This is a genomic window from Micromonospora sp. bgisy143, assembly GCF_057708145.1.
In genome coordinates, this window is sequence record NZ_JBYIRN010000012.1 from 74,986 (window position 1) to 97,424 (window position 22,439).

Genomic DNA, 22,439 nt, shown 5'->3' on the forward strand with positions numbered 1-22,439 from the left:
GCATGGTCGGTTACGCGTTCATGGGCGCCGCGCACTCGCAGGCGTGGCGCACCGTGAACCGCGTGTACGACCTGCCGGCGCGGGCCCGGATGGCGCTGATCTGCGGCCGGGACACCACAGCGGTGTCCGACGCGGCGGACCGGCTCGGCTGGGACGCGTACACGACCGACTGGCGTGACCTGGTCAACCGGGACGACATCGACGTGGTCGACGTCTGCACACCGGGCGACAGTCACGCCGAGATCGCCCTCGCCGCGTTGGCCGCCGGCAAGCACGTGCTGTGCGAGAAGCCGCTGGCCAACACGGTGGCCGAGGCACGGGCGATGACCGCCGCGGCGGACACCGCCCGCGCCGCCGGGGTGCGGTCGATGTGCGGGTTCAACTACCGCCGGGTCCCCGCGGTCACGATGATGCGCCAGATGGTCGCCGAGGGCCGACTCGGGGTGATCCGCCACGTCCGCGCGACGTACCTGCAGGACTGGATCGTCGATCCGCAGTTCCCGCTGGTCTGGCGCTTGCAGAAGGACAGGGCGGGCTCCGGCGCGCTCGGTGACATCGGTGCGCACATCATCGACCTGACGCAGTTCGTCGTCGGCCAGCAGATCACCGGCGTCAGTGCGATCACCGAGACGTTCGTCAAGGAGCGGCCGTTGCCGGCCGAGTCGAGCGGGCTGGCCGCCACCGTCGACGGCGACTCGGCCGACGGCGGCGCTCCGGCCACCGGGCCGGTCACCGTCGACGACGCCGCGGTCTTCGTGGCCCGGCTCGACGGTGGCGCCCTGGCCACGTACGAGGCGAGCCGGTTCGCCACGGGCCGCAAGAACGCCCTGCGTGTCGAGATCAACGGCTCGCTGGGCAGCGTGGTCTTCGACCTGGAGCGGCTCAACGAGTTGGAGTTCTACGACGCCACCCGGCCGACGCTCGAGCAGGGCTTCAGCCGGATCCTGGTGACCGAGGGCGACCACCCGTACATGTCGGCGTGGTGGCCGCCGGGCCACATCATCGGCTACGAGCACTCCTTCACGCACCAGATGCGCGATCTCATCGAGGCGATCGCCACCGGCACCGACCCGGCGCCGTCCTTCGCCGACGCGTTGCAGGTCCAGCTCGTGCTGGACGCGGTGACCCGTTCGGCGGAGACCGGTTCCTCGTGGACCGACGTGGAACCGGCGCTGACCGTGGTCGCCGTCTGACCCCTGACCATCCGCGACGGCGGTGTTCGCGCCGCCGTCGCCCGACCGGCTTTCCGGAGCCGACCGGCGAGGGACCGGCCGCGGTTTGCGCCCCGCGGCCGGGACGAGGTCGGCTCCGGAGAGTGTGCAGCCGGGCCCCACGGCCCGGTGGCGCACGAGCAGGACGGTCGTCCGGTGCGACCGGACCGGGATTCCCCGGCCGCACCGGAGGACCGCCACCACCCCTGGCGATCCGGAGGACCCGATGACATCGCCCGCCGCTGCCCCCACCCGCACCGCTTCCGTCCGCCACCGTCCGGCGGACCGCACCCCGGTCGACGATCCGGTGGGCGCGGCAACCTGAGACGTCCGGTCGGGGCATGCCAACGCCCCGGCCGGCGGATGCGGGGGAGGCAGGGTCGAGACGCCGACCGACCCTGCCTGCCAGCCCCGTCTGCCCGTACCCGTGCCGAGATCCGGTCCGTCGTCGTCGCCGCCGACGCCGACGCCGGACCGGCGTCGTACCGGTACGGGTCGGGCGGGCGGGGCCCATCCATCCGGCCCGAAACTTTCCCGAAACTGGGCCGTATCTTTCCGAAACATATTCTGATATTCCTATATTTAGCGGTACCGACGGTTCCTCGGTAGTGGGGAAGGAGCACCATGCGAACAGGTGTCTGGCTGGTAGGAGCGCGCGGTTCCGTCGCGACCACCAGCATCGTCGGGGGGCTCGCGCTGCGAGCCGGCCTGGCCGGGCCGACCGGCTGCGTGACCGAGCTTCCCGAGCTGCGCGGGCCGGCCCTACCGGCCTTCGCTGATCTCGTCTTTGGTGGACACGACGTGGCCACCACGCCGTTGTGCAAGCGCGCCGAGGCGTTGGCCGACGCCGGTGTCATCCCCGGGCGGCTGGTAGCCGCGCTCCGCGACGAGTTGGGCGTGGTCGAGCAGGAGGTGCGCCCCGCGCCGGTCGGCGACACCCAGGCCGACCGGGCCGCCGCCGTCGCCCGGGACCTGACCAGTTTCCGGGAGCGCCACGAACTGGACCGGGTGGTGGTGGTGAACGTCTCCGCCACCGAACCGACGCCGCGACCGCACCCGGGACACGCCGAGCCGGCCGCGCTGCGCGCCGCCCTCGACGGCCCCGACGAGGTGCTGCCGCCCAGCTCGCTGTACGCGTACGCGGCGCTGCTGGCCGACTGCCCCTACGTCGACTTCACGCCCTCGACCGGCCTGCGGCTGCCGGCGCTCGCCGCCCTGGCCCAGGAACGCCGCCTGCCGTACGCGGGACACGACGGCAAGACCGGCGAGACCCTGATCAAGTCGGTGCTCGCGCCGATGTTCGCGATGCGTAACCTCGCCGTCCGCTCCTGGTCCGGGATGAACCTGCTCGGCGGCGGCGACGGCGCCACCCTGGCCGACCCGGGCGCCAACGCGGCCAAGGTGCAGAGCAAGCAGCGTGTGCTGGGCGAGACGCTGGGCTACGTCCCGCAGGGCAACACCCGCATCGAGTACGTCGAGGAGCTGGGCGACTTCAAGACCGCCTGGGATCTGATCACGTTCGCCGGCTTCCTCGGCACCGGCATGCGGATGGAGTTCACCTGGCACGGCTGCGACTCGGCGCTGGCCGCGCCGCTGGTGCTCGACCTGGCCCGGCTGACCGCCGCCGCGCACGCCGCCGGGTATGTCGGGCCGCTGGCCGACCTGGGTTTCTTCTTCAAGGACCCGCTCGACACGCCGACCCACTCGCTGGCCGAGCAGTGGGCCCGGCTGACCGACTTCGCGCGGCGGCTGCACGCCGGTCCGGACGGTGGCCATGACCACGCTGGCTGACCTGGCCGAGCTGGTCCGCGCGCCGGCCGCGCTCTCGGTCCCCGGGGACGTGGTGGCCGGCGCGGCCGCCGCCGGCGCGCTGAGCCCTCGTACCCCCGCCCTGGCGGGCGCGTCGGTCCTGCTCTACTGGGCCGGCATGGCCGCCAACGACTGGGCCGACCGGCGGCTCGACGCCGAGGAACGCCCGGAACGGCCGATCCCCAGCGGCCGGGTCACCCCGACCGCCGCGCTGGGCCTCGCCGCCGGCCTCACCGCCGCCGGTGTCGGCCTGGCCGCCGCCGTGGGCGGTCGCCGCGCCGCCGCGCTCGCGGTGCCGCTGGCCGCCAGCATCTGGGGGTACGACCTGCTGGCCAAGAACACCGCCGCCGGCCCCGCCGTGATGGCCGCCTGCCGAGGGCTGGACGTGCTGCTGGGCGCGTCCGGCGGTCGGCTGGCCCGGGCGCTGCCCTCGGCGGCCACCGTCGCGGCTCACACCTGGACGGTCACCGCGCTGTCCCGTCGTGAGGTCAGCGGCGCGGACGCCGCCCTGCCGATGCGTACCCTGGCCGGCACCGCCGTGGTGGCCGCGAGCGCCGCCGTCGCCGTTCCCGGCGCGCGCCGACCTGCCGACACGGGTGCCCGCCGCGCTGGGAATGTCGAGGCCGGACGGACCGACGAGCGGGCCGACGTGGGTGTGGGCCGGGCCTGGTCGAGAGGGATCGCCGCGGCGGTGCCCGCCGTGCTGGCCGGGTGGTACGCCGTCCGCTACGGCGCGGCCCAGGCCCAGGTGGTCCGGGACCCGTCGGCTCCGAAGGTCCGCGCGGCGGTGGGCGCCGGGATCACCGGCCTGCCCGCCCTCCAGGGCGCGCTCACCGCCCGGGGCGGCGCCGGCCTGCTCGGGCTGGCCGTCGCGGCGGCCGCGCCGCTGGGCCGTCGGCTGGCCCGGAAGGTCTCCCCGACATGACCGTGCCTCAGCCCCGCCGCGTCCCCGACACCGTGCAGCCGCAGGCCGACGCCGCGCAGCTCGCCACCGCGCCGGCCGACGCGACGACGCTGGCCGACGCCGCGCCGGCCGACGCTGCCCGGGCTGACGCGACGACGCTGCGCCTCGGGTACGGCACGAACGGCTTCGCCAACCACCGGCTCGACGACGCGCTCGCCGTCATCGCTGACCTGGGCTACGACGGCGTGGCGCTCACCCTGGACCACGACCACCTGGACCCGTTCGCGCCCGGCCTCACCCGCCGGATCGCCGCGGTCGGCCGGCGGCTGTCCGCGCTGGGCCTCGGGTTGGTGATCGAGACCGGGGCCCGCTACCTGCTGGACCCGTGGCACAAGCACGCCCCGACGCTGCTGCACGACGACCCCACCCGGCGGATCGAGTTCCTGCGCCGGGCGGTACGGATCGGCGCCGACCTGGGCGCGGAGGCCGTCTCGTTCTGGGCCGGCGTCCGGCCGGCGACGGTGTCGCCGCAGTGCGCCTGGGACCGGCTGGTGTCCGGCTGCGCCACCGTGGTCGACGCCGCCGACAGCGCGGGCGTGACCCTCGGCTTCGAACCGGAGCCGGGAATGCTGGTGCAGGACATCGCCGACTGGCGTCGCCTGCACGCCGCGCTCGGCGGGCCGGCCCGCCTCGGCATCACCCTCGACATCGGCCACTGTCGGTGCCTTGAGCCGTGGCCGGTGCCGCAGTGCGTCGCCGAGGTGGCCGAGCACCTGGTCAACGTGCAGATCGACGACATGCGCCGGGGTGTGCACGAGCACCTGGAGTTCGGTACCGGCGAGATCGACTTTCCGCCGGTGCTGGCCGCCCTGGCCGATGCCGGCTACCGCGGCCTGGTGGCGGTGGAGCTACCTCGCGACTCGCACGCCGCGCCCGCCGTGGCCGCCCGGTCCATTGATTTCCTGCGTGCCGCGGCGGTCACCTCAACAATCGGTGACCGCCGGCGACAGAAGGTACCCACCGACGCCCTTTGCTCTGCTTCAACGGACGCAACAGATCCGGACACCGACCGACGCGTGGAGTGAAGCAGAGCAAAGGACGCGCTCGGGCACCCGCGCAGCAGCGCAGCAGCACAGCAGCACAAGGGGAGGAGACGGGATGACACCGGATTCACTGCGGGCCGCGCTGCGAGGCGTACCCGATCCCGACTGGCTGGACACGGCGCTGCGCCGGGTCGCGGCCGAGCCCACCGCGATCACCCGGCTCTTTCCGGCCGTCGGCCGGCGCTGTGGTCGGGCCGCGCTGCCCGACGCGCCCGGCTGGACCGCCGACGACGCGGCCCGGGTGCTGCTGCTGACCAGCCTGCCCGGCGAGCACGCCGAGCACGCCGTGAGCCTCTACCAGCACGGTGACGCCGCCGAACGGCGGGCCGTGCTGCGGGCGTTGCCGCTGCTGCCGATCGGCGACGCCGGGGTGCCGCTGCTGCACGACGCGATCCGGACCAACGACACCCGGTTGGTCGCCGCCGCGCTCGGCCCGTACGCCCGGCACCTCGATCCGGCCGCCTGGCGGCAGGCGGTGCTCAAGTGCGTGTTCAGCGGGGTGCCCCTCGCCGCGGTGGCCGACCTGGACAGCCGGGCCGACGGTGAGTTGGCGGCGATGCTCGCCGCGCTCGCCGCCGAACGGCACGCCGCCGGCCGCGACCTGCCCGCCGACGCCACCGACCTGCTCCACCGGCTCACCGCCGCACTGCCCCGGGAGGCGTGACATGCGCATCTTCGACCCACACATCCACATGACCTCGCGCACCACCGACGACTACGAACGGATGGCCGCCGCCGGCGTGCGCGCGCTGGTGGAGCCGGCGTTCTGGCTGGGGCAGCCGCGCACCAGCGCCGCGTCGTTCGTCGACTACTTCGACTCGCTGATCGGCTGGGAGCCGTTCCGGGCCGGGCAGTTCGGGGTGCGCCACTTCGCCACCATCGCGCTCAACCCCAAGGAGGCCAACGACCCGCGCTGCCGTCCGGTGCTCGACCTGCTGCCCCGCTACCTGGACAAGGACGGGGTGGTGGCGGTCGGCGAGATCGGGTACGACTCGATGACGCCCGAGGAGGACGAGGCGTTCGCCGCCCAGCTGGCCCTCGCCGTGGCGTACGACCTGCCGGCGCTGGTGCACACCCCGCACCGGGACAAGGCCCGGGGCTGCGAACGCACCCTCGCCGTGGTCGCCGAGTCCGGCATCGACGCGGGTCGGGTGGTGGTCGACCACCTCAACGAGGTGACCGTCAAGCTCGTCAAGGACAGCGGCTGCTGGCTGGGCTTCTCCATCTACCCGGACACCAAGATGACCCCGTCGCGGATGGTCGAGCTGCTGCGCGAGTACGGCACGGAACGGATGCTGGTCAACTCGGCGGCCGACTGGGGACGCTCCGATCCGTTGCTGACCCGGGCCACCGGCGAGGCGATGCTCCAGGCCGGGTTCAGCGACGACGACGTCGACAAGGTGCTGTGGCGCAACCCGGTGGAGTTCTACGGGCAGTCGGGGCGGCTCGACCTCGGCGACCTGGCGGAGCCCGCCGCCGTGGACCCGCAGACCGGCAACTCGATCCTGCGCGGCGGCAGCTGATGCGGCTGCGACATTCCGGCGGCGAGACCGTGCACCTCGGCTACTGCACCAACGTGCACCCCGCCGAGGACCTGGCCGGCATCCTCGCCCAACTGGACACCTACGCCGTGCCGGTGCGGCAGACGCTTGGCAGCGACCTGCTCGGGCTCGGTCTGTGGCTGGCCGCCCCGGTCGCCGCCGAACTGGCCGCCGACCGAACGCTGCGCCGCCGGCTCCGCGCCGAACTGGACGCGCGCGGTCTGGAGGTGGTCACCCTCAACGGCTTCCCGTACGCGGCCTTCCAGGCCCCGGTGGTCAAGCAGGACGTGTACCACCCGGACTGGACGACCGAGGAGCGGCTGTCGTACACCCTGGATCTGGCCCGGGTGCTCGCGGACCTGCTGCCGGACGACGCGGCCCGGGGCTCGATCTCGACCCTGCCGCTGGCCTGGCGGCGGCCGTGGAACGCGGACATGGAGGACGCCGCCCGGCGGCGGCTCGATGCGCTCGCGGCCGGCCTGGCCGCCGTGCAGCGGGACACCGGCCGCGAGGTACGGGTGGCGTTCGAGCCGGAGCCCGGCTGCGTGGTGGAGAGCACCGGGCAGGCCGCCGCGCTGCTGTCCGGCATGGACACCGACCGGCTGGGCGTCTGCCTCGACCTCGCGCACCTGGCCTGCGCGTGGGAGGAGCCGGCGGCGGCGCTGGACCGGCTGCGGACGGCCGGGCTGCCGGTGGTGAAGGTGCAGGTCTCCGCAGCCGTCGAGGCGGCCGACCCGGACGGTGGCGCCGACGCGCTGCGCCGCTGGGTGGAGCCGCGTTTCCTGCACCAGACCCGCGGCGCCGGCTGCGCGGGCGCGGCCGACCCGGCCGACGAGGCGTACGCCGCCGACGACCTCGACGAGGCGCTGGACCGGAAGGTGCCCGGCCCGTGGCGGGTGCACTACCACGTGCCCCTGCACGCCCCGCCCGAGGAGCCGCTCGGCTCGACCCTGCCGGTTCTCCGTGCGGCCCTGAGAGCGCTCTTCGAGGGGCCGGTCGCCGGCTGCGACCACCTCGACGTCGAGACGTACACCTGGGGTGTCCTGCCGGCCGCACGGCGGCCCGGCACCGACGCGGAGCTGGCCGCCGGCATCGCCGCCGAGCTGGCCTTCGCCCGCGACGAACTGGTCGGCCTCGGGCTGACCACCTACCGAACCGAGAGCATGGAGGTGACGCGATGAGCCGGCGACTGGTGGTCCTCGACGTGGTGGGGCTGACCCCGCGACTGCTGAAGCACATGCCTCGGCTGCGCGGCGTCGCCGACGGCGGCTTCCGGGCCGAACTGGGCACGGTGCTGCCCGCGGTGACCTGCTCGGTGCAGTCCACCTTCCTCACCGGCGAGCAGCCCAGCGGGCACGGCATCGTCGGCAACGGGTGGTACTTCCGGGAGCTGGGCGAGGTGCTGCTGTGGCGGCAGCACAACGCCCTGGTCGGTGGGGACAAGCTCTGGCACGCGGCCCGCCGGGCCGAGCCGGGCTACACGGTCGCCAACGTCTGCTGGTGGTACGCCATGGGCGCGGACGTCAACTGGACCGTCACGCCCCGCCCGGTGTACTACGCCGACGGCCGCAAGGAGCCGGACTGCTACACCGACCCGCCGGAGCTGCACGACGCGCTCACCGGGCGGCTGGGCACCTTCCCGCTGTTCACCTACTGGGGGCCTACGGCCGCGCTGCCGTCGTCGAAGTGGATCTGCCAGGCGGCCGAGCAGATCCTGGCCGACGTGTCACCCGACCTGACCCTGGTCTACGTCCCCCACCTGGACTACGACCTGCAACGGTACGGTCCCTCGTCGCCGCAGGCCGCCACGGCGGCGGCCGAGCTGGACGCCGTCCTCGGGCCGCTGCTGGACGCCGCCCGTGCCCGGGACGCCACCGTGGTGGTGCTCTCCGAGTACGGCATCACCGACGTGTCCCGGCCGGTCGACGTCAACCGGCTGCTGCGCAGCGAGGGGTTGCTGCGGGTGCACACCCAGGCCGGCATGGAGTACCTCGACCCGTGGACGTCGAAGGCGTTCGCCGTCGCCGACCACCAGGTCGCCCACGTCTACGTCAAGGACCCGGCCGACGTGCCGGCGGTGGCGAAGCTCTGCGCCGGGCTGCCCGGCGTGGCCGAGGTGCTCGACGCCGAGGGCAAGGCCGCGCACGGGCTGGACCACCCGCGCGCCGGCGAGCTGGTGCTGGTGGCCGAGCCGGACTCCTGGTTCACCTACTACTACTGGCTGGACGACGCCCGCGCGCCCGACTTCGCCCGGCTGGTCGAGATCCACCGCAAGCCGGGGTACGACCCCGCCGAACTCTTCTTCGACCCGGTCAATCCCGGCGCGGCCAAGGCGCGCGCAGGGGTGGCGTTGGCCCGCAAGAAGCTCGGCATGCGCTACCTGATGAGCGCCGTCGGCCTGGACGCCGGCGCCCGCGCGATCCGTGGCTCGCACGGGCGGCTGCCCAGCGACCCGGCGGACGCCCCGGTGCTGCTCTGCTCCGACCCCTCCGCCGCCCGGGACCGGATCGCGGCCACCGAGGTCAAGGGGCTGTTACTGGAGCTGGCCGGGTTAAGCGGTGCCGGTGCCCAGGGTCCGGGAGATCGGACGTGACCGTCACCGTCGCGCCCACCGACACCAGCGGTCTGCGGGCGCGCTTCGACGCGGAGCTGGCCGCCTTCCTCGACCGGCAGGGCCCGGACTGGCCGGACGGCGCGCCCCGGGGCGTGTTCACCGCGCTGCAACGGTTCGTGCTGGCCGGCGGGAAGCGGCTACGCCCCCTCTTCTGCTACTGGGGTTGGCGCGGTGCCGGGGCAGCCGACGCCACCCCGATCGTGGTGGCCGCGGCGGCGTTGGAACTGTTCCACGCGTTCGCGCTGATCCACGACGACATCCTGGACGGCAGTGACCGCCGCCGGGGCGAACCGTCGGTGCACCGGCTCTTCGCCGACCTGCACACCCGTTCGTCCTGGCGCGGCGACCCCGAGGCGTACGGGCGCAACACCGCGCTGCTCTGCGGCGACCTCTGTGCGGCCTGGTCCGACCAGATGTTCCACGAGTGCGGGCTGGAGACCGAGCAGGTGCACCGGGGGTACGCGGTGTTCGCGCTGATGCGTACCGAGGTGATCGCGGGGGAGTACCTGGACCTGGTCTCCGGGGTGGGCGACGGCTCGGTCGCCAGCGCGCTCACCGTGATCCGGATGAAGGCGGCCCGGTACACGGTCACCCGGCCGTTGCAGATCGGGGCGGCGCTGGCCGGCGGGAGCCCGGAGCTGATCGCCGCGCTCGGCGAGTTCGGCGACCCGTTGGGGGACGCGTTCCAACTCCGCGACGACGTGTTGGGCGTCTTCGGTGATCCGGCGGTCACCGGCAAGTCGATCCTGGACGACCTGCGCGAGGGCAAACCCACGGTGATGATGGCGCTGGCCCGCAGCGCCGCGGACCGGTCGCAGACCGCGCGATTGCGGGAGCTGTTCGGCAACCCGTCGCTGGACACCGACGGCGCGGCGGACCTGCGCGAGATCATCGAGGCCACCGGCGCGCGGGACCGGATCGAGCAGATGATCCGGGTACGCACCGAGGCCGCGCTGACCGCGTTGCAGAGCGCGGCGGTCAGCGAGGAGGCCCGGGCCGCCCTGGTCGCGTTGGCCGCGCAGGCCATCGACCGGCACGCCTGACCCGCCGACTTTCGATCAAATCGACGAAAGTTCATGCTGTCCTACCGGAAGGTATGGACACATCGACGCTTGCGACTTAGTGTCGGGGCCAACACGACAATGTTTCGTCGAGGTGAACCGGCGGCGCGGTAACCCATCGACCCCACCACCCGCTACGGCATCCGGCGCGACGGCGCGCGCCCCGCCCTGGCCTCTTCGTCAGGAAGGGACACCACAGATGTCCATGAAGGACAGACCCACCCAACGGTCCCGACGATGGTTCTCCGCCGGATCGGCCCTGCTCCTGGTGGCCGCGGCCGGCACGGTCACCCTCACGGCCAGCGCGACACCGGCCTCGGCGCACACGATCAACGCCAGCGACTTCCAGCAGGTCGAACTCGCCCGCGGTGTAACCGACATGGGTGAGCCGATGTCGCTGGCCGTCCTGCCGGACCGCTCGGTCCTGCACACCGCCCGCAACGGCACCCTGCGCCGCACCGACGCGAACGGCACCACCTCGGTGATCGGCACCCTGTCGGTCTACAACCACGACGAGGAGGGCCTGCAGGGCGTCGGCGTCGATCCGAACTTCGCCAGCAACCGGCAGATCTTTCTCTACTACGCGCCGCCGCTGTCCACCCCCGCCGGCGACGCCCCCGCGACCGGCACCGACTTCTCGGCCTGGCAGGGAGTGAACCGCCTCTCCCGGTTCACCCTCAACAGCGACTTCACGCTCAACCAGGCCAGCAAGGTCGACGTCCTCGACGTACCGGCCGACCGCGGCCTGTGCTGCCACGTCGGAGGGGACATCGACTTCGACGCCGCCGGCAACCTCTACCTGTCCACCGGCGACGACACCAACCCGTTCGAGTCCGCCGGCTACTCGCCGCTGGACGAGCGGACCAACCGCAACCCGGCGTACGACGCGCAGCGCAGCGCCGGCAACACCAACGACCTGCGGGGCAAGATCCTGCGGATCAAGGTGAACGCCAACGGGACGTACTCCATCCCGTCGGGCAACCTGTTCGCGCCCGGCACCGCCAAGACGCGGCCGGAGATCTACGCGATGGGGTTCCGCAACCCGTTCCGGATCAGTGTGGACAAGGGCACCGGGGTCGTCTACGTCGGTGACTACGGGCCGGACGCAGGTTCCACCAGCGCCACCCGTGGCCCGTCCGGCCAGGTGGAGTTCAACCGGGTCGCGGCACCGGGCAACTACGGCTGGCCGTACTGCACCGGCACCAACACCAGCACCGAGACGTACAACGAGTGGGACTTCGCCACCAACACCAGCGGGGCGAAGTACAACTGCACCGGCGGTCCGACCAACAACTCGTTCCGCAACACCGGCCTGACCACCCTGCCGCCGGCCCAGCCGGCGTGGATCCGGTACGCCGGCGACGCCGGCACCCCCACCGAGTTCGGCGGCGGCTCCGAGTCGCCGATGGGTGGCCCGGTCTACCGGTACAACGCCTCGTCGACCTCCACCACCAAGTTCCCGCAGTCGTTCGACGGACAGTTCTTCGCCACCGAGTTCGGCCGGGGCTGGATCAAGCCCATCCACGTCAACTCCGACGGCTCCCGGGGCACCATCGACACCTTCCCGTGGGTCGGCAAGCAGGTGATGGACTCGGCTTTCGGTCCGGACGGCTCGTACTACGTGCTCGACTACGGCACCGGCTACTTCAACGGTGACGCCAACTCGGCGCTCTACCGCTTCGACTACGTCGGCGGCGGCAACCGGGCCCCCAGCGCCGCGGCGAGCGCCAACAAGACGTCCGGCGCGGCACCGCTGACCGTGACGTTCTCCTCGGCCGGCTCGTCCGACCCCGAGGGCGGGGCGCTCACCTACTCGTGGGCGTTCGGCGACGGCACCACCTCCACGGCGGCGAACCCGACGAAGACGTACAGCACCAACGGCACCTACACGGCGACGCTGACCGTCCGGGACCCGCAGGGCGCCACCGGCAGCGCCAGCGTGCAGATCAACGTCGGCAACACCGCGCCCACGGTGACCATCAACAACCCCGGCAACGGCCAGCTGTTCAGCTTCGGTGACACCGTGCCGTACAGCATCACGGTGACCGACCCGGAGGACGGCACGATCGACTGCACCAAGGTCAAGATGACCTACGTGCTCGGCCACGACCAGCACGGGCACCAGATCACCTCGAAGACCGGCTGCTCCGGCTCGATCACCATCCCGGTCGACGGCGAGCACGACGACGCGGCGAACATCTTCGCCATCTTCGACGCCGAGTACACCGACGCGGGCGGCCTGACCACGCACACCCAGCACACCCTGCCGCCGCGGCACCGCCAGGCCGAGTTCTTCGGCAGCTCCTCCGGCATCAACGTGTTCAGCAAGACCCCGGCCGAGGGCGGCAAGACCGTCGGCGACATCAACAACGGCGACTGGATCGCCTTCCAGCCGTACCGGCTCGGCAACGTCACCTCCTTCACCGCCCGGGTCTCGTCCGCCGGCAGCGGCGGCACCCTCCAGGTGCGGGCCGGCTCGGCCACCGGCACGGTGCTCGGCTCCGCGACCGTTCCGGTGACCGGTGGTTGGGAAACCTTCACCACCGTCACGGGGGCGATCACCAACCCGCCGACCGGCACCACCACGCTCTACCTGACCTTCGCGGGTACCGGGACCGGCGCGCTCTACGACCTGGACGCGTTCACCTTCACCACCGGCTCGGCCCCGACCGGCGGAACCGGCCTGATCAAGGGCCTGGGCGGCAAGTGCCTGGACGTGCGCAACGCCGCCACCGCCGACGGCACGCAGATCCAGATCTACACCTGCAACGGCAGCGCGGCCCAGACCTGGGCGGTCACGCCGAACTCCACCATCAAGTCGTTGGGCAAGTGTCTCGACGTCTCCGGTGCCGGCACCGCCGACGGCACCAAGATCCAGCTCTACACCTGCAACGGCACCGGGGCACAGAACTGGTCCGCGCAGGCCGACGGCACGATCCGCAACGCGGCGTCCGGCAAGTGCCTGGACGTCTCCGGCAACAACTCCGCGGACAGCACGGTGGTCCACCTGTGGACCTGTGTCAGCGGTGCGGCGAACCAGAAGTGGACCCTGCCCTGAGCTGAGCGGAGGGGCTCCCACCGTCCCGGGAGCCCCTCCCACCGCCCGAAGGAGAGCGACATGCGCAGACTCCTGCGATCCGTTGTCGGCGTGAGCACCGCCGCCCTCGCCGTCATCGCCTGCACCACCCCGGCCACCCCGGCCAGCGCCGCCGACGCCCCGTACGACGTGCTGGTCTTCTCCAAGACCGCCGGCTTCCGGCACGACGCCATCCCGGTCGGCATCCAGACCATCCGTGACCTGGGCGCGGCGAACAACTTCACGGTCACCGCCACCGAGGACGCCGCCGCGTTCACCACCGCGAACCTCGCCCAGTACGAGGCGGTCGTCTTCCTCAACACCACCGGCGACGTGCTCAACGCCACCCAGCAGACCGCCTTCGAGTCGTACATCGGCTCGGGCCGCGGGTACGTGGGCGTGCACGCCGCCGCCGACACCGAGTACGACTGGCCGTTCTACGGCAACCTGGTCGGCGCGTGGTTCGCCTCGCACCCGGCCATCCAGCAGGCCAACGTCAAGGTGGAGGACCGGGGGCACGCCGCCACCGGGCACCTGCCGCAGACCTGGACCCGCACCGACGAGTGGTACAACTACCGCACCAACGCCCGATCCACCGCGCACGTGCTCGCCACGCTCGACGAGTCGTCGTACTCCGGCGGCGGCATGGGCGCCGACCACCCGCACTCCTGGTGCAAGAGCTACAGCGGCGGCCGCTCCTTCTACACCGGAAGCGGGCACACCCAGGCGTCGTACGCCGAGCCGGCCTTCCGCAACCACCTGCTCGGTGGCATCCGGTACGCGGCCGGCCGGAGCAAGGCCGACTGCCGGCCCGAGACCGGCTACACCCCGCTCTACAACGGCTCCACCACCGGCTGGTCGCAGGCCGGCCCGGGCAACTTCACCAACTCCGACGCCACCCTCACCTCCGTCGGCGGCATGGGCCTCTACTGGTACAGCGCGAAGCAGTTCACCAACTACTCGCTGAAGCTGGACTGGAAGCTGGCCGGCGACGACAACTCGGGCATCTTCATCGGCTTCCCGCCGTCGAACGACCCGCAGTCGGCGATCGACAACGGCTACGAGGTCCAGATCGACGCCACCGACGCGGTAGACCGCACCACCGGCGCGGTCTACACGTACAAGGCCGCCGACATCGCGGCCCGCGACGCGGCGTTGAACGCGCCGGGGGAGTGGAACACCTACGAGCTGCTGGTCGAGGGGGAACGGCTCCAGGTCTTCCTCAACGGGGTGAAGATCAACGACTTCACCAACACCAATCCGGTACGGTCGCTGGCCGGCCACATCGGCATCCAGAACCACGGTACGGGTGACGACGCCTACTTCCGCAACATCCGGATCAAGGAGCTGGGCGGCAGCAACCCGCCGACCGGCAACACCACGGTCCAGGCCGAGGCGTTCAGCTCGGCCAACGGCGTCAGCGCGTTCACCAAGGCCGGCGCCAACGGTGGGCAGACGCTCGGCTACGTCGACCCGGGTGACTGGGCCGCGTACAACGGCGTGAACCTGACCGGCGTCACCTCGTTCACCACCCGGGTCGTCTCCGGCGGCGCGGGCGGCACCATCGCAGTCCGCACCGGCTCGGCCACCGGCCCGGTGCTGGGCACGGTCACGGTTCCCAACACCGGTAGCTGGGACACGTACGCCAACGTCACCACGACGCTGTCGAACGTCCCGTCCGGCACCCAGAACCTGTACCTCACGTTCAACGGCAGCGGCACCGGGCTCTTCGACGTGGACGACTTCACCCTGGTCAAGGGCACCGGTGGCGGTTCCGGCGTCGGCCCGGTCAAGGGCCTCGCCGGCAAGTGCCTGGACGTCCGCAACGGCGCCACCGCCGACGGCACCCAGATCCAGATCTACACCTGCAACGGCAGCACGGCGCAGACCTGGACCGTGACGCCGAACTCGACCATCAAGGCGCTCGGCAAGTGCCTCGACGTCAACGGCGCCGGCACCGCGGACGGCACCAAGATCCAGCTCTGGACCTGCAACGGCACCGGCGCGCAGAACTGGTCGGCCCAGTCCGACGGCAGCCTGCGCAACACGTCCTCGAACAAGTGCCTCGACGTGTCCGGCAACAACTCCGCCGACAGCACCATCGTGCACCTCTGGACCTGCAACGGCGCGGCCAACCAGAAGTGGACCCTGCCCTGACCCACCGAGCCCGCTGGGGCCGTCGGACATGACCGGCGGCCCCGGCGTACCACCCGATGACGCCGCCGGCGCGGCGGTACCTCACCGCCGCCGCGCCGACGGCGTCCCGCGCGTCGGGTGGACGCCGCCGGCCGACCCCCAACCGGCTGCCGTACCTTGACCGGCATGGGGCGTTACGCGCGATGGCTCCGGATGGTCCAGGCGCAGGGCCACCGGCTGCACGACGCGCTGCGTCAGGTCGACGAGCCCGACCCGCTGACCGGACCGACACCCAGCCTGAACCGCCTCGACGCCCTGGTGGAGGGTTTCGCCGCAGGTCAGCCCGTGCGCTGGAGCCTGGCCGGGGCGCCCCGGCCGCTACCCGAGGCGGTGGACGTGGCGGCGTACCGGGTCATCGAAGAGGCCCTGACCAACGCGTGCCGGCACGCGCCGGGCGCGGCGGTCGCGGTCCGCCTGCGCTACGACGACGAGGGCATCACCATCGAGGTACGCGACAACGGCGGGCCGCCCGTGGAGCGCGCGCCGGGTGCCGGTGGCGGTCTGCTCGCGGTACGCCGTCGCGTCGAACGGGTCGGCGGCACCCTGAGCGCCGGCCCGAACCCCGACGGCGGCTTCACCGTCCGGGCGGTCCTGCCGGCCCCCGAAGAAGTGGCCGGGTGACGGTCCCGGGCTTTGTGATGCGGCCTGGTGGCGGTCCGGGGGATTCGCGATGCGGCCTGGTGGCGGTCGAGGGCTTTCGCGATGGGCCCGGGTCACGGTCCCGGGCTTTGTGATGCGGCCTGGTGGCGGTCCGGGGCTTTCGTGATGAGGTCGGGTGGTGGTCGGGGGCTTTCGCGATGGGCCCGGCGGAAATAGGGTGGGGGCGGCGACCGTGACGGTGGCCGGTGACCCGGTGGGAGGCGCAACCCGCCGGGCTCAGGTGCGCTCGGCACCCACCGGCGTTCCGCCCCGGTGCCGCGTACCGGTCTGACCGGTCACCCTCGCCCCGGTCCGCACAACGGAATCCCCATCACATCAGGGGAGAAGGACAATGGCGCGACCCATCACGCTCTTCACCGGCCAGTGGGCCGACCTGCCGTTCGAAGAGGTCTGCCGGCTCGCCTCCGAGTGGGGCTACGACGGTCTGGAGATCGCCTGCTGGGGCGACCACTTCGAGGTCGACAAGGCGCTCGCCGACGACTCGTACATCGAGCGCAAGAAGGAGACCCTGGCCAAGCACAACCTCCAGGTCTTCACGATCTCCAACCACCTGGTCGGTCAGGCGGTCTGCGACCACCCGATCGACGAGCGGCACAAGGACATCCTGCCCGGCCGCATCTGGGGTGACGGGGAGCCCGAGGGCGTCCGCCAGCGGGCCGCCGAGGAGATCAAGGACACCGCGCGGGCGGCGGCGAAGCTCGGGGTGAACACCGTCGTCGGCTTCACCGGCTCGTCGATCTGGCACACCCTGGCGATGTTCCCGCCGGTGCCGCCGTCGATGATCGAGCGCGGCTACCAGGACTTCGCCGACCGGTGGAACCCGATCCTCGACGTCTTCGACGAGGTCGGGGTGCGGTTCGCGCACGAGGTGCACCCCAGCGAGATCGCGTACGACTACTGGACCACGAAGCGGACGCTGGAGGCGATCGGCAACCGGCCCGCGTTCGGGCTCAACTGGGACCCGTCGCACTTCGTCTGGCAGGAGCTGGACCCGGTGAACTTCATCTTCGACTTCGCCGACCGGATCTACCACGTCGACTGCAAGGACGCGAAGGTGCGTACCGGCGACGGCCGGCGCGGCCGCCTCGCCTCGCACCTGCCCTGGGCCGACCTGCGCCGCGGCTGGGACTTCGTCTCCACCGGCCACGGCGACGTGCCCTGGGAGGACTGCTTCCGCGCGTTGAACGCGATCGGCTACGACGGCCCGATCTCGATCGAGTGGGAGGACGCCGGCATGGACCGTCTGCTCGGTGCCCCGGAGGCGCTGCAGTTCGTCCGCCGACTCGCCTTCGACGCCCCGAGCGCCGCCTTCGACGCGGCGTTCAGCAGCAAGGACTGACGAGCCGCCGCCCGGCCCGACGACCACCGGGCCGGGCCACGGTCCGGTCGGCCTTCTTAGCCGGTTGACCCGTTGGCCGGTCGGCCGCTTGGCCGCTTGGCCCGTGGGCCGCTCGGCCTTCTTGGCCGCTTGGCCGGTCGGCCGGTTGGCCTTCTTGGCCCATGGGCCGGTTGGCCTTCTTGGCGGTGAGCCTTGGTCGGTGGGTCTTCTCGGCCGGTTGGGCTCCTTGGCCGGTCGGGCTCCTTGGCCAGCGGGCCGGTTGGCAGGTCGGTTGGAGCATGGTCTTGACAGACCACGGGCCGGTCGCCTCGCGGCGGCCGGCCCGTTGACGTGCGGGTGGGTCAGAGCGTGCTTGCGTTGGTGCCCGAGCCGGACGGCTTGGTGCGGGGGGTGGTGGCCGACGGCGACCCGGAGGTCGTGCCGACCGGGCTGCTGCCCGCCTTGGCGCCCACGGTGGCGGGCGTGCCGGCGAACGCGTCGTCGGCGGCGGTCAGCTCCTGCTTGCCGGTGCTGCCGTTGCCCAGCTTCTCGCCCAGCTTGGTCTGGCCGAGCTTGTCCTTGCCCTCGCTGTAGAGCCGGTTGGCCTGGGCCTGCGCGACCCCGGCCGCCTCCTGGACGGTCGGGTGGTCGAGCACCTTGCGGCCCCGGACCACGAGCTCTTCGTACTTCTCCCGGCCGGCACGGGCGCCCAGGACGAATCCCGCAGCCAGCCCGCCAAGAAACATGATCTTTCCGCGCATGGCGGCTCCTTCCGTACCTGACGCGCCGTCGCCCCCGTCGGGTCGCCCCGCCGGGCGCGGCCAATTCGCGCCTGCGTCCTCTGTCCGCAGCTAACTACCCATCCTGCTCCCCGCTCAAGCCTGCTTGTGCCCGGATGACGATTTGCCCTGATTGTGATCGCATCGCCGTCCCTGACCTGCGAACCTGGATCATGGCGGGTTACCGGTGGAACCCACTGGACCACCACCGGGGGATGTCCTGTACTCTTGTCCCCGTCGCACGGTGCCGGCGAGATCCGGTTTCGAGCGGTGCACGATCCCCTGTAGCTCAATTGGCAGAGCAGCCGGCTGTTAACCGGCAGGTTATTGGTTCGAGTCCAATCGGGGGAGCTTCTGCTCCACACCAACGCCCGTCGGCCCACGCCGACGGGCGTTCCCGCATGCCCACCCCAGCCCTGGCCCTCGCGACCCGCCCCCCGTGCCGTCGATCTTGCACTTTCTGCGGTGGCATATCGGGATTTAGTGCGCCTTTCGACAACCGAAACTGCAAGATCGGCGCGATCATGCCGGCCGCGCGGCGGCGCGTGGGTGTGCGGGGCGGGCAGGTTGGCGTTCGTGGCAGCAACTTCGGGGATGTTGCTGCTTCCCGCGCGGCGGATGCGGCAACTTCCCTGATGTTGTGAGGATCTTGGCGTGCGCACCCTGTGCCGGGGCGGAATGGGTTGGTTTGGGGTGCTTGGGGGTGGGCTGGCCGGCAGGATGGTCGGTGTCGACTTAGACTCCCGCTGCGTCGATTGATGCGTCGATTCTTGGAGTGAGGGCGGATGTCCGGACGAGGAGGCTTCGGTCGGGCCACGCTGGTCGCGGTGGCGGTCGTGCTGGCCTGGTTGGTGATCGGCGCGGTGGCCGGCCCGTACGCCGGACGGCTCAGTGAGGTCTCCACCAACGACAACGCCGCCTTCCTGCCCACCGACGCCGAGGCGACCCGGGCCCAGGATCTCGCCGGTGGCTTCGTCGACCGGCAGACCACCCCGGCGCTGGTGGTCTACGAGCGGTCGTCGGGGATCACCGACGCCGACCGGCAGCGGGTCGCCGCCGACGCCGCCCGGTTCGCCCAGGTGCCGGGCGTGGTCACCCCGCTGCCGCCGCCCATCCCGAGCGAGGACGGTCAGGCGCTACAGGTCATCGTGCCGGTCGACGACGCCGAGGGCGAGCAGATCGGTTCGGTCGTCCAACAGGTGCGCGACATCGCCGGGGGCGACCGGGACGGTCTGACCGTGGACGTCGCCGGCCCGGCCGGTCTGCTCGCCGACCTGATCGAGGTCTTCTCCGCCATCGACGGGCCACTGCTGCTCGTCACGCTCGTGGTGGTGCTGATCATCCTGCTGATCGTCTACCGCAGCCCGGTCCTGTGGATCTTCCCGCTGCTGGCCGCCGGGATGTCGTACGCCCTCGCCGCCGTCTTCGTCTACCTGCTCGCCGACGCCGACGTCCTCAAGCTGAACGGGCAGGCACAGGGCATCCTCACCGTGCTGGTCTTCGGTGCCGGCACGGACTACGCGCTGCTGCTGATCGCCCGTTACCGGGAGGAGTTGCACCGCCACGACCGGCCGTGGAGCGCGATGCGGGCCGCGTGGCGGGGTGCTGCGCCGGCCATCATCGCCTCCGGCGGCACGGTGATCGTCAGCCTGCTGTGCCTGCTGCTGTCCAGCCTGAACTCCAACCGGTCGCTCGGGCCGGTCGCCGCCATCGGGATCGTCGCCACGCTGCTGGTGATGCTCACCTTCCTGCCCGCGCTGCTGGTGCTCGGCGGCCGGTGGGCGTTCTGGCCCCGACGCCCCCGGGTCGACCGGGCGGACCCGCAGGCCGAGCACGGCATCTGGAGTCGGGTCGCCGGGTTCGTGGCCCGGCACGCCCGTCCGATCTGGTTGAGCACCGCCGTCGTGCTGGCGGTGCTCACGCTCGGTCTCACCCAGCTCGGCGCGACCATCCTCGGGCAGTCCGACCTGTTCACCCAGCGCACCGACTCGGTGGACGGTCAGGAGGTGATCGCCCGGCACTACCCGGCCGGCACCGGCAGTCCGGCCACCATCTTCGCCACCGAGCAGTCCGCACAGCGGGTGGCAGAAATCGCGCAGGGCGTCCCCGGGGTCGCCGACGTCCGCCCGTTCAGCGACGGCCAGCAGGGCGGGCCGCCCGACCGCAACGCCGCCCCGAAGGTCGTCGACGGTCGGGTGCAGCTGGAGGCGACCCTCACCGACCCGCCGGACAGTGACGGCGCGGAGCGGACCATCCGCGACCTGCGGGAGGCCGTACACCGGGTGCCCGGCGCGGACGCCGTGGTCGGCGGCTTCACCGCGATCAACGTGGACACCTCGGACGCCGCGAAGCGCGACCAGAACGTCATCATCCCGGTGGTGCTGGTGGTCATCGCGGTGATCCTGGCCCTGCTGCTGCGCGCCCTGCTCGCGCCGCTGCTGCTCATCGGCACGGTGCTGCTCAGCTTCGCGGCCACCCTCGGGCTCTGCGCGCTGCTGTTCCGGCACGTCTTCGACTTTCCCGGCGTGGACTCATCGTTCCCGCTGTTCGCGTTCGTGTTCCTGGTCGCGCTCGGCATCGACTACAACATCTTCCTGATGAGCCGGGTCCGCGAGGAGTCGGTCAAGCGGGGTACCCGGGCCGGTGTGCTCGCCGGCCTCGCCGTCACCGGTGGGGTGATCACGTCCGCCGGCATCGTGCTCGCCGCGACGTTCTCGGCCCTCGCCGTGCTGCCGCTGGTGGTGCTCGTCGAGTTGGGTACGGCGGTCGCGGTCGGGGTACTGATCGACACGATCATCGTCCGGTCGCTGCTGGTGCCCGCGCTCGCGTACGACATCGGGCCGAAGATCTGGTGGCCGGGCCGGTTGTCCCGGACGAACGGTGAGCGGGAGGCGCGCGATGCTGGCTGAGACCGACGTGGTGGTCGTCGGCGGCGGCCTGGCGGGCCTCGCCGCCGCCCGCCGGCTGCACCGCGCCGGCGTGCCCTGGCGGCTGGTGGAGGCCGGCGGCCGGCTCGGCGGTCGGGTCGCCACCGACGTCGTCGACGGGTACCTGATCGATCGTGGCTTCCAAGTGCTCAACACCGCCTACCCGCGACTCGGCACGCTGCTCGACACCGACCGCCTGAACCTCGGCTACTTCACCTCCGGCGTGCTTGTCCGTAAGGGTGACGACCTGCTGCGGCTGGTCAACCCGCTGCGCCAGCCGAGCGGCGGCCCGCGTACCGCCCTCGCCGGCGTCGGTTCGCTGCTCGACCGGCTCCGCTTCGCCGCGCTCGCCACCGGGGCCGCCACGCTGCCGGCGTCCCGGCTGCTCGCCGCGCCGGAGACCAGCACCGAGACGGCGCTGCGCCGGGCCGCTCTCTCCGACGCGATCATCGAGGAGCTGCTGCGGCCGTTCCTGTCCGGTGTGTTCATCGACCGGGAGTTGGCGACCTCCAGCCATGTGTTCGCGATGGTGCTGCGCTCGTTCGCCCGGGGCCGCATCGGCCTGCCCGCCGAGGGGATGGCCGCGCTGCCCCGGGCCATCGCCGAGCCGCTCCCAGTCGACCTGCTCGACCTGGACACCCCGGTCGCGCAGGTCGCGCCCGGCCTGGTCCGCACGCAGGCCGGCGACATCAGATGCCGGGCCGTCGTGGTCGCCGTCGACCCGCCCGCCGCGGCCGCGCTGCTGCCGGCTCTGTCGACGGTACGGATGCACAGCTACACCACGTACTACCACAGCGCTCCCGAACCGCCGCTTCGCGAGCCGATCCTGCTCGTCGACGGCGACCGCCGGGAGATCGTGGCGAACACGGTGGTACTCAGCAACGCCGTCCCGACCTACGCCCCGGCGGGTCGGCATCTCGTGGCCACCTCGGTGGTCGGTCCGACGGCCCCGCCCGAACCGACCATCCGGACCGAGTTGACCCGGCTGTACGGACGATCCACCGCCGACTGGACGCATCTCACCACCGTGTCCATACCGGACGCGCTGCCCGCCGCCCCGCCCCCGCAGGGGCGGCTGCGCAAGCCCGTCGCGCTCGGGCAGGGGCTGTTCGTGGCCGGTGACCACCGGGACAGCCCATCGATCCAGGGCGCTCTCGCCAGTGGTTGGCGTGCCGCCGGCGCGGTGCTCGAGGAACTGCGCGCCGGCTGACCTGACGCCGAAAACGGGGGCACCGCAGCC

The 22,439-nt window shown here is 72.2% G+C and carries 16 protein-coding genes and 1 tRNA gene; 16 read left to right on the forward strand and 1 reads right to left on the reverse strand.

What is annotated here, in order from left to right:
* The first annotated feature begins 2 nt into the window (after positions 1–2).
* From AC3EN4_RS16245 to AC3EN4_RS16305, 13 genes are all read left to right on the forward strand, one after another.
* Positions 3–1,193 carry a Gfo/Idh/MocA family protein gene (locus AC3EN4_RS16245; RefSeq protein ID WP_435206710.1) on the forward strand — a complete coding sequence of 397 codons (1,191 nt, stop codon included), beginning with the start codon at positions 3–5 and terminating at the stop codon, positions 1,191–1,193.
* Positions 1,194–1,835: 642 nt separating this feature from the next.
* The gene (locus tag AC3EN4_RS16250) at positions 1,836–3,002 is read left to right on the forward strand and encodes an inositol-3-phosphate synthase (protein WP_435206644.1); all 1,167 of its coding nucleotides are present in this window, start codon (positions 1,836–1,838) and stop codon (positions 3,000–3,002) included.
* Complete coding sequence (locus AC3EN4_RS16255) at positions 2,986–3,945, forward strand: SCO3242 family prenyltransferase (protein ID WP_435206645.1); 960 nt, start codon at positions 2,986–2,988, stop codon at positions 3,943–3,945. Before AC3EN4_RS16250 ends, AC3EN4_RS16255 begins: the two co-directional genes overlap by 17 nt.
* Positions 3,942–5,009, forward strand: a complete 1,068-nt coding sequence (locus AC3EN4_RS16260; protein WP_435206646.1) for a sugar phosphate isomerase/epimerase family protein — start codon at positions 3,942–3,944, stop codon at positions 5,007–5,009. Before AC3EN4_RS16255 ends, AC3EN4_RS16260 begins: the two co-directional genes overlap by 4 nt.
* A gap of 73 nt (positions 5,010–5,082) precedes the next feature.
* Positions 5,083–5,691, forward strand: a complete 609-nt coding sequence (locus AC3EN4_RS16265; RefSeq protein ID WP_422736389.1) for an EboA domain-containing protein — start codon at positions 5,083–5,085, stop codon at positions 5,689–5,691.
* Position 5,692: 1 nt separating this feature from the next.
* A complete protein-coding gene (locus AC3EN4_RS16270) occupies positions 5,693–6,550 on the forward strand; it encodes a TatD family hydrolase (RefSeq protein ID WP_422736388.1) in 858 nt (285 codons plus the stop codon).
* On the forward strand, positions 6,550–7,749 hold the full coding sequence (eboE, locus tag AC3EN4_RS16275; RefSeq protein WP_435206647.1) for a metabolite traffic protein EboE: 1,200 nt from the start codon (positions 6,550–6,552) through the stop codon (positions 7,747–7,749). Before AC3EN4_RS16270 ends, eboE begins: the two co-directional genes overlap by 1 nt.
* A complete protein-coding gene (locus AC3EN4_RS16280; RefSeq protein ID WP_435206648.1) occupies positions 7,746–9,161 on the forward strand; it encodes an alkaline phosphatase family protein in 1,416 nt (471 codons plus the stop codon). Before eboE ends, AC3EN4_RS16280 begins: the two co-directional genes overlap by 4 nt.
* Positions 9,158–10,225 carry a polyprenyl synthetase family protein gene (locus AC3EN4_RS16285; RefSeq protein ID WP_435206649.1) on the forward strand — a complete coding sequence of 356 codons (1,068 nt, stop codon included), beginning with the start codon at positions 9,158–9,160 and terminating at the stop codon, positions 10,223–10,225. Before AC3EN4_RS16280 ends, AC3EN4_RS16285 begins: the two co-directional genes overlap by 4 nt.
* 217 nt (positions 10,226–10,442) lie before the next feature.
* Positions 10,443–13,301, forward strand: coding sequence for a PQQ-dependent sugar dehydrogenase (locus AC3EN4_RS16290; protein ID WP_435206650.1), 2,859 nt, complete (start codon positions 10,443–10,445; stop codon positions 13,299–13,301).
* 60 nt (positions 13,302–13,361) lie between these two features.
* The gene (locus tag AC3EN4_RS16295; protein WP_435206651.1) at positions 13,362–15,476 is read left to right on the forward strand and encodes a ThuA domain-containing protein; all 2,115 of its coding nucleotides are present in this window, start codon (positions 13,362–13,364) and stop codon (positions 15,474–15,476) included.
* Positions 15,477–15,641: 165 nt separating this feature from the next.
* Positions 15,642–16,136, forward strand: a complete 495-nt coding sequence (locus AC3EN4_RS16300) for a sensor histidine kinase (protein WP_435206652.1) — start codon at positions 15,642–15,644, stop codon at positions 16,134–16,136.
* A 370-nt stretch (positions 16,137–16,506) separates the two neighbouring features.
* Positions 16,507–17,514 carry a sugar phosphate isomerase/epimerase family protein gene (locus AC3EN4_RS16305; protein ID WP_435206653.1) on the forward strand — a complete coding sequence of 336 codons (1,008 nt, stop codon included), beginning with the start codon at positions 16,507–16,509 and terminating at the stop codon, positions 17,512–17,514.
* 341 nt (positions 17,515–17,855) lie between these two features.
* Here AC3EN4_RS16305 and AC3EN4_RS16310 read toward each other — a convergent pair whose 3' ends face one another.
* Entirely contained in the window at positions 17,856–18,254 is a 399-nt protein-coding gene (locus AC3EN4_RS16310) for a hypothetical protein (RefSeq protein ID WP_355051320.1), read from the reverse strand.
* A gap of 296 nt (positions 18,255–18,550) precedes the next feature.
* Here AC3EN4_RS16310 and AC3EN4_RS16315 point away from each other — a divergent pair.
* The 3 genes from AC3EN4_RS16315 (at position 18,551) to AC3EN4_RS16325 (ending at position 22,409) form a co-directional block, all read left to right on the forward strand.
* Positions 18,551–18,623 (forward strand) — tRNA-Asn (locus AC3EN4_RS16315).
* Positions 18,624–19,057: 434 nt separating this feature from the next.
* Positions 19,058–21,181 (forward strand): MMPL family transporter, encoded by a 2,124-nt coding sequence (locus AC3EN4_RS16320; RefSeq protein WP_435206654.1) that lies wholly within the window; start codon positions 19,058–19,060, stop codon positions 21,179–21,181.
* Positions 21,171–22,409, forward strand: a complete 1,239-nt coding sequence (locus AC3EN4_RS16325; protein WP_435206655.1) for an FAD-dependent oxidoreductase — start codon at positions 21,171–21,173, stop codon at positions 22,407–22,409. Before AC3EN4_RS16320 ends, AC3EN4_RS16325 begins: the two co-directional genes overlap by 11 nt.
* Positions 22,410–22,439: the final 30 nt, after the last annotated feature.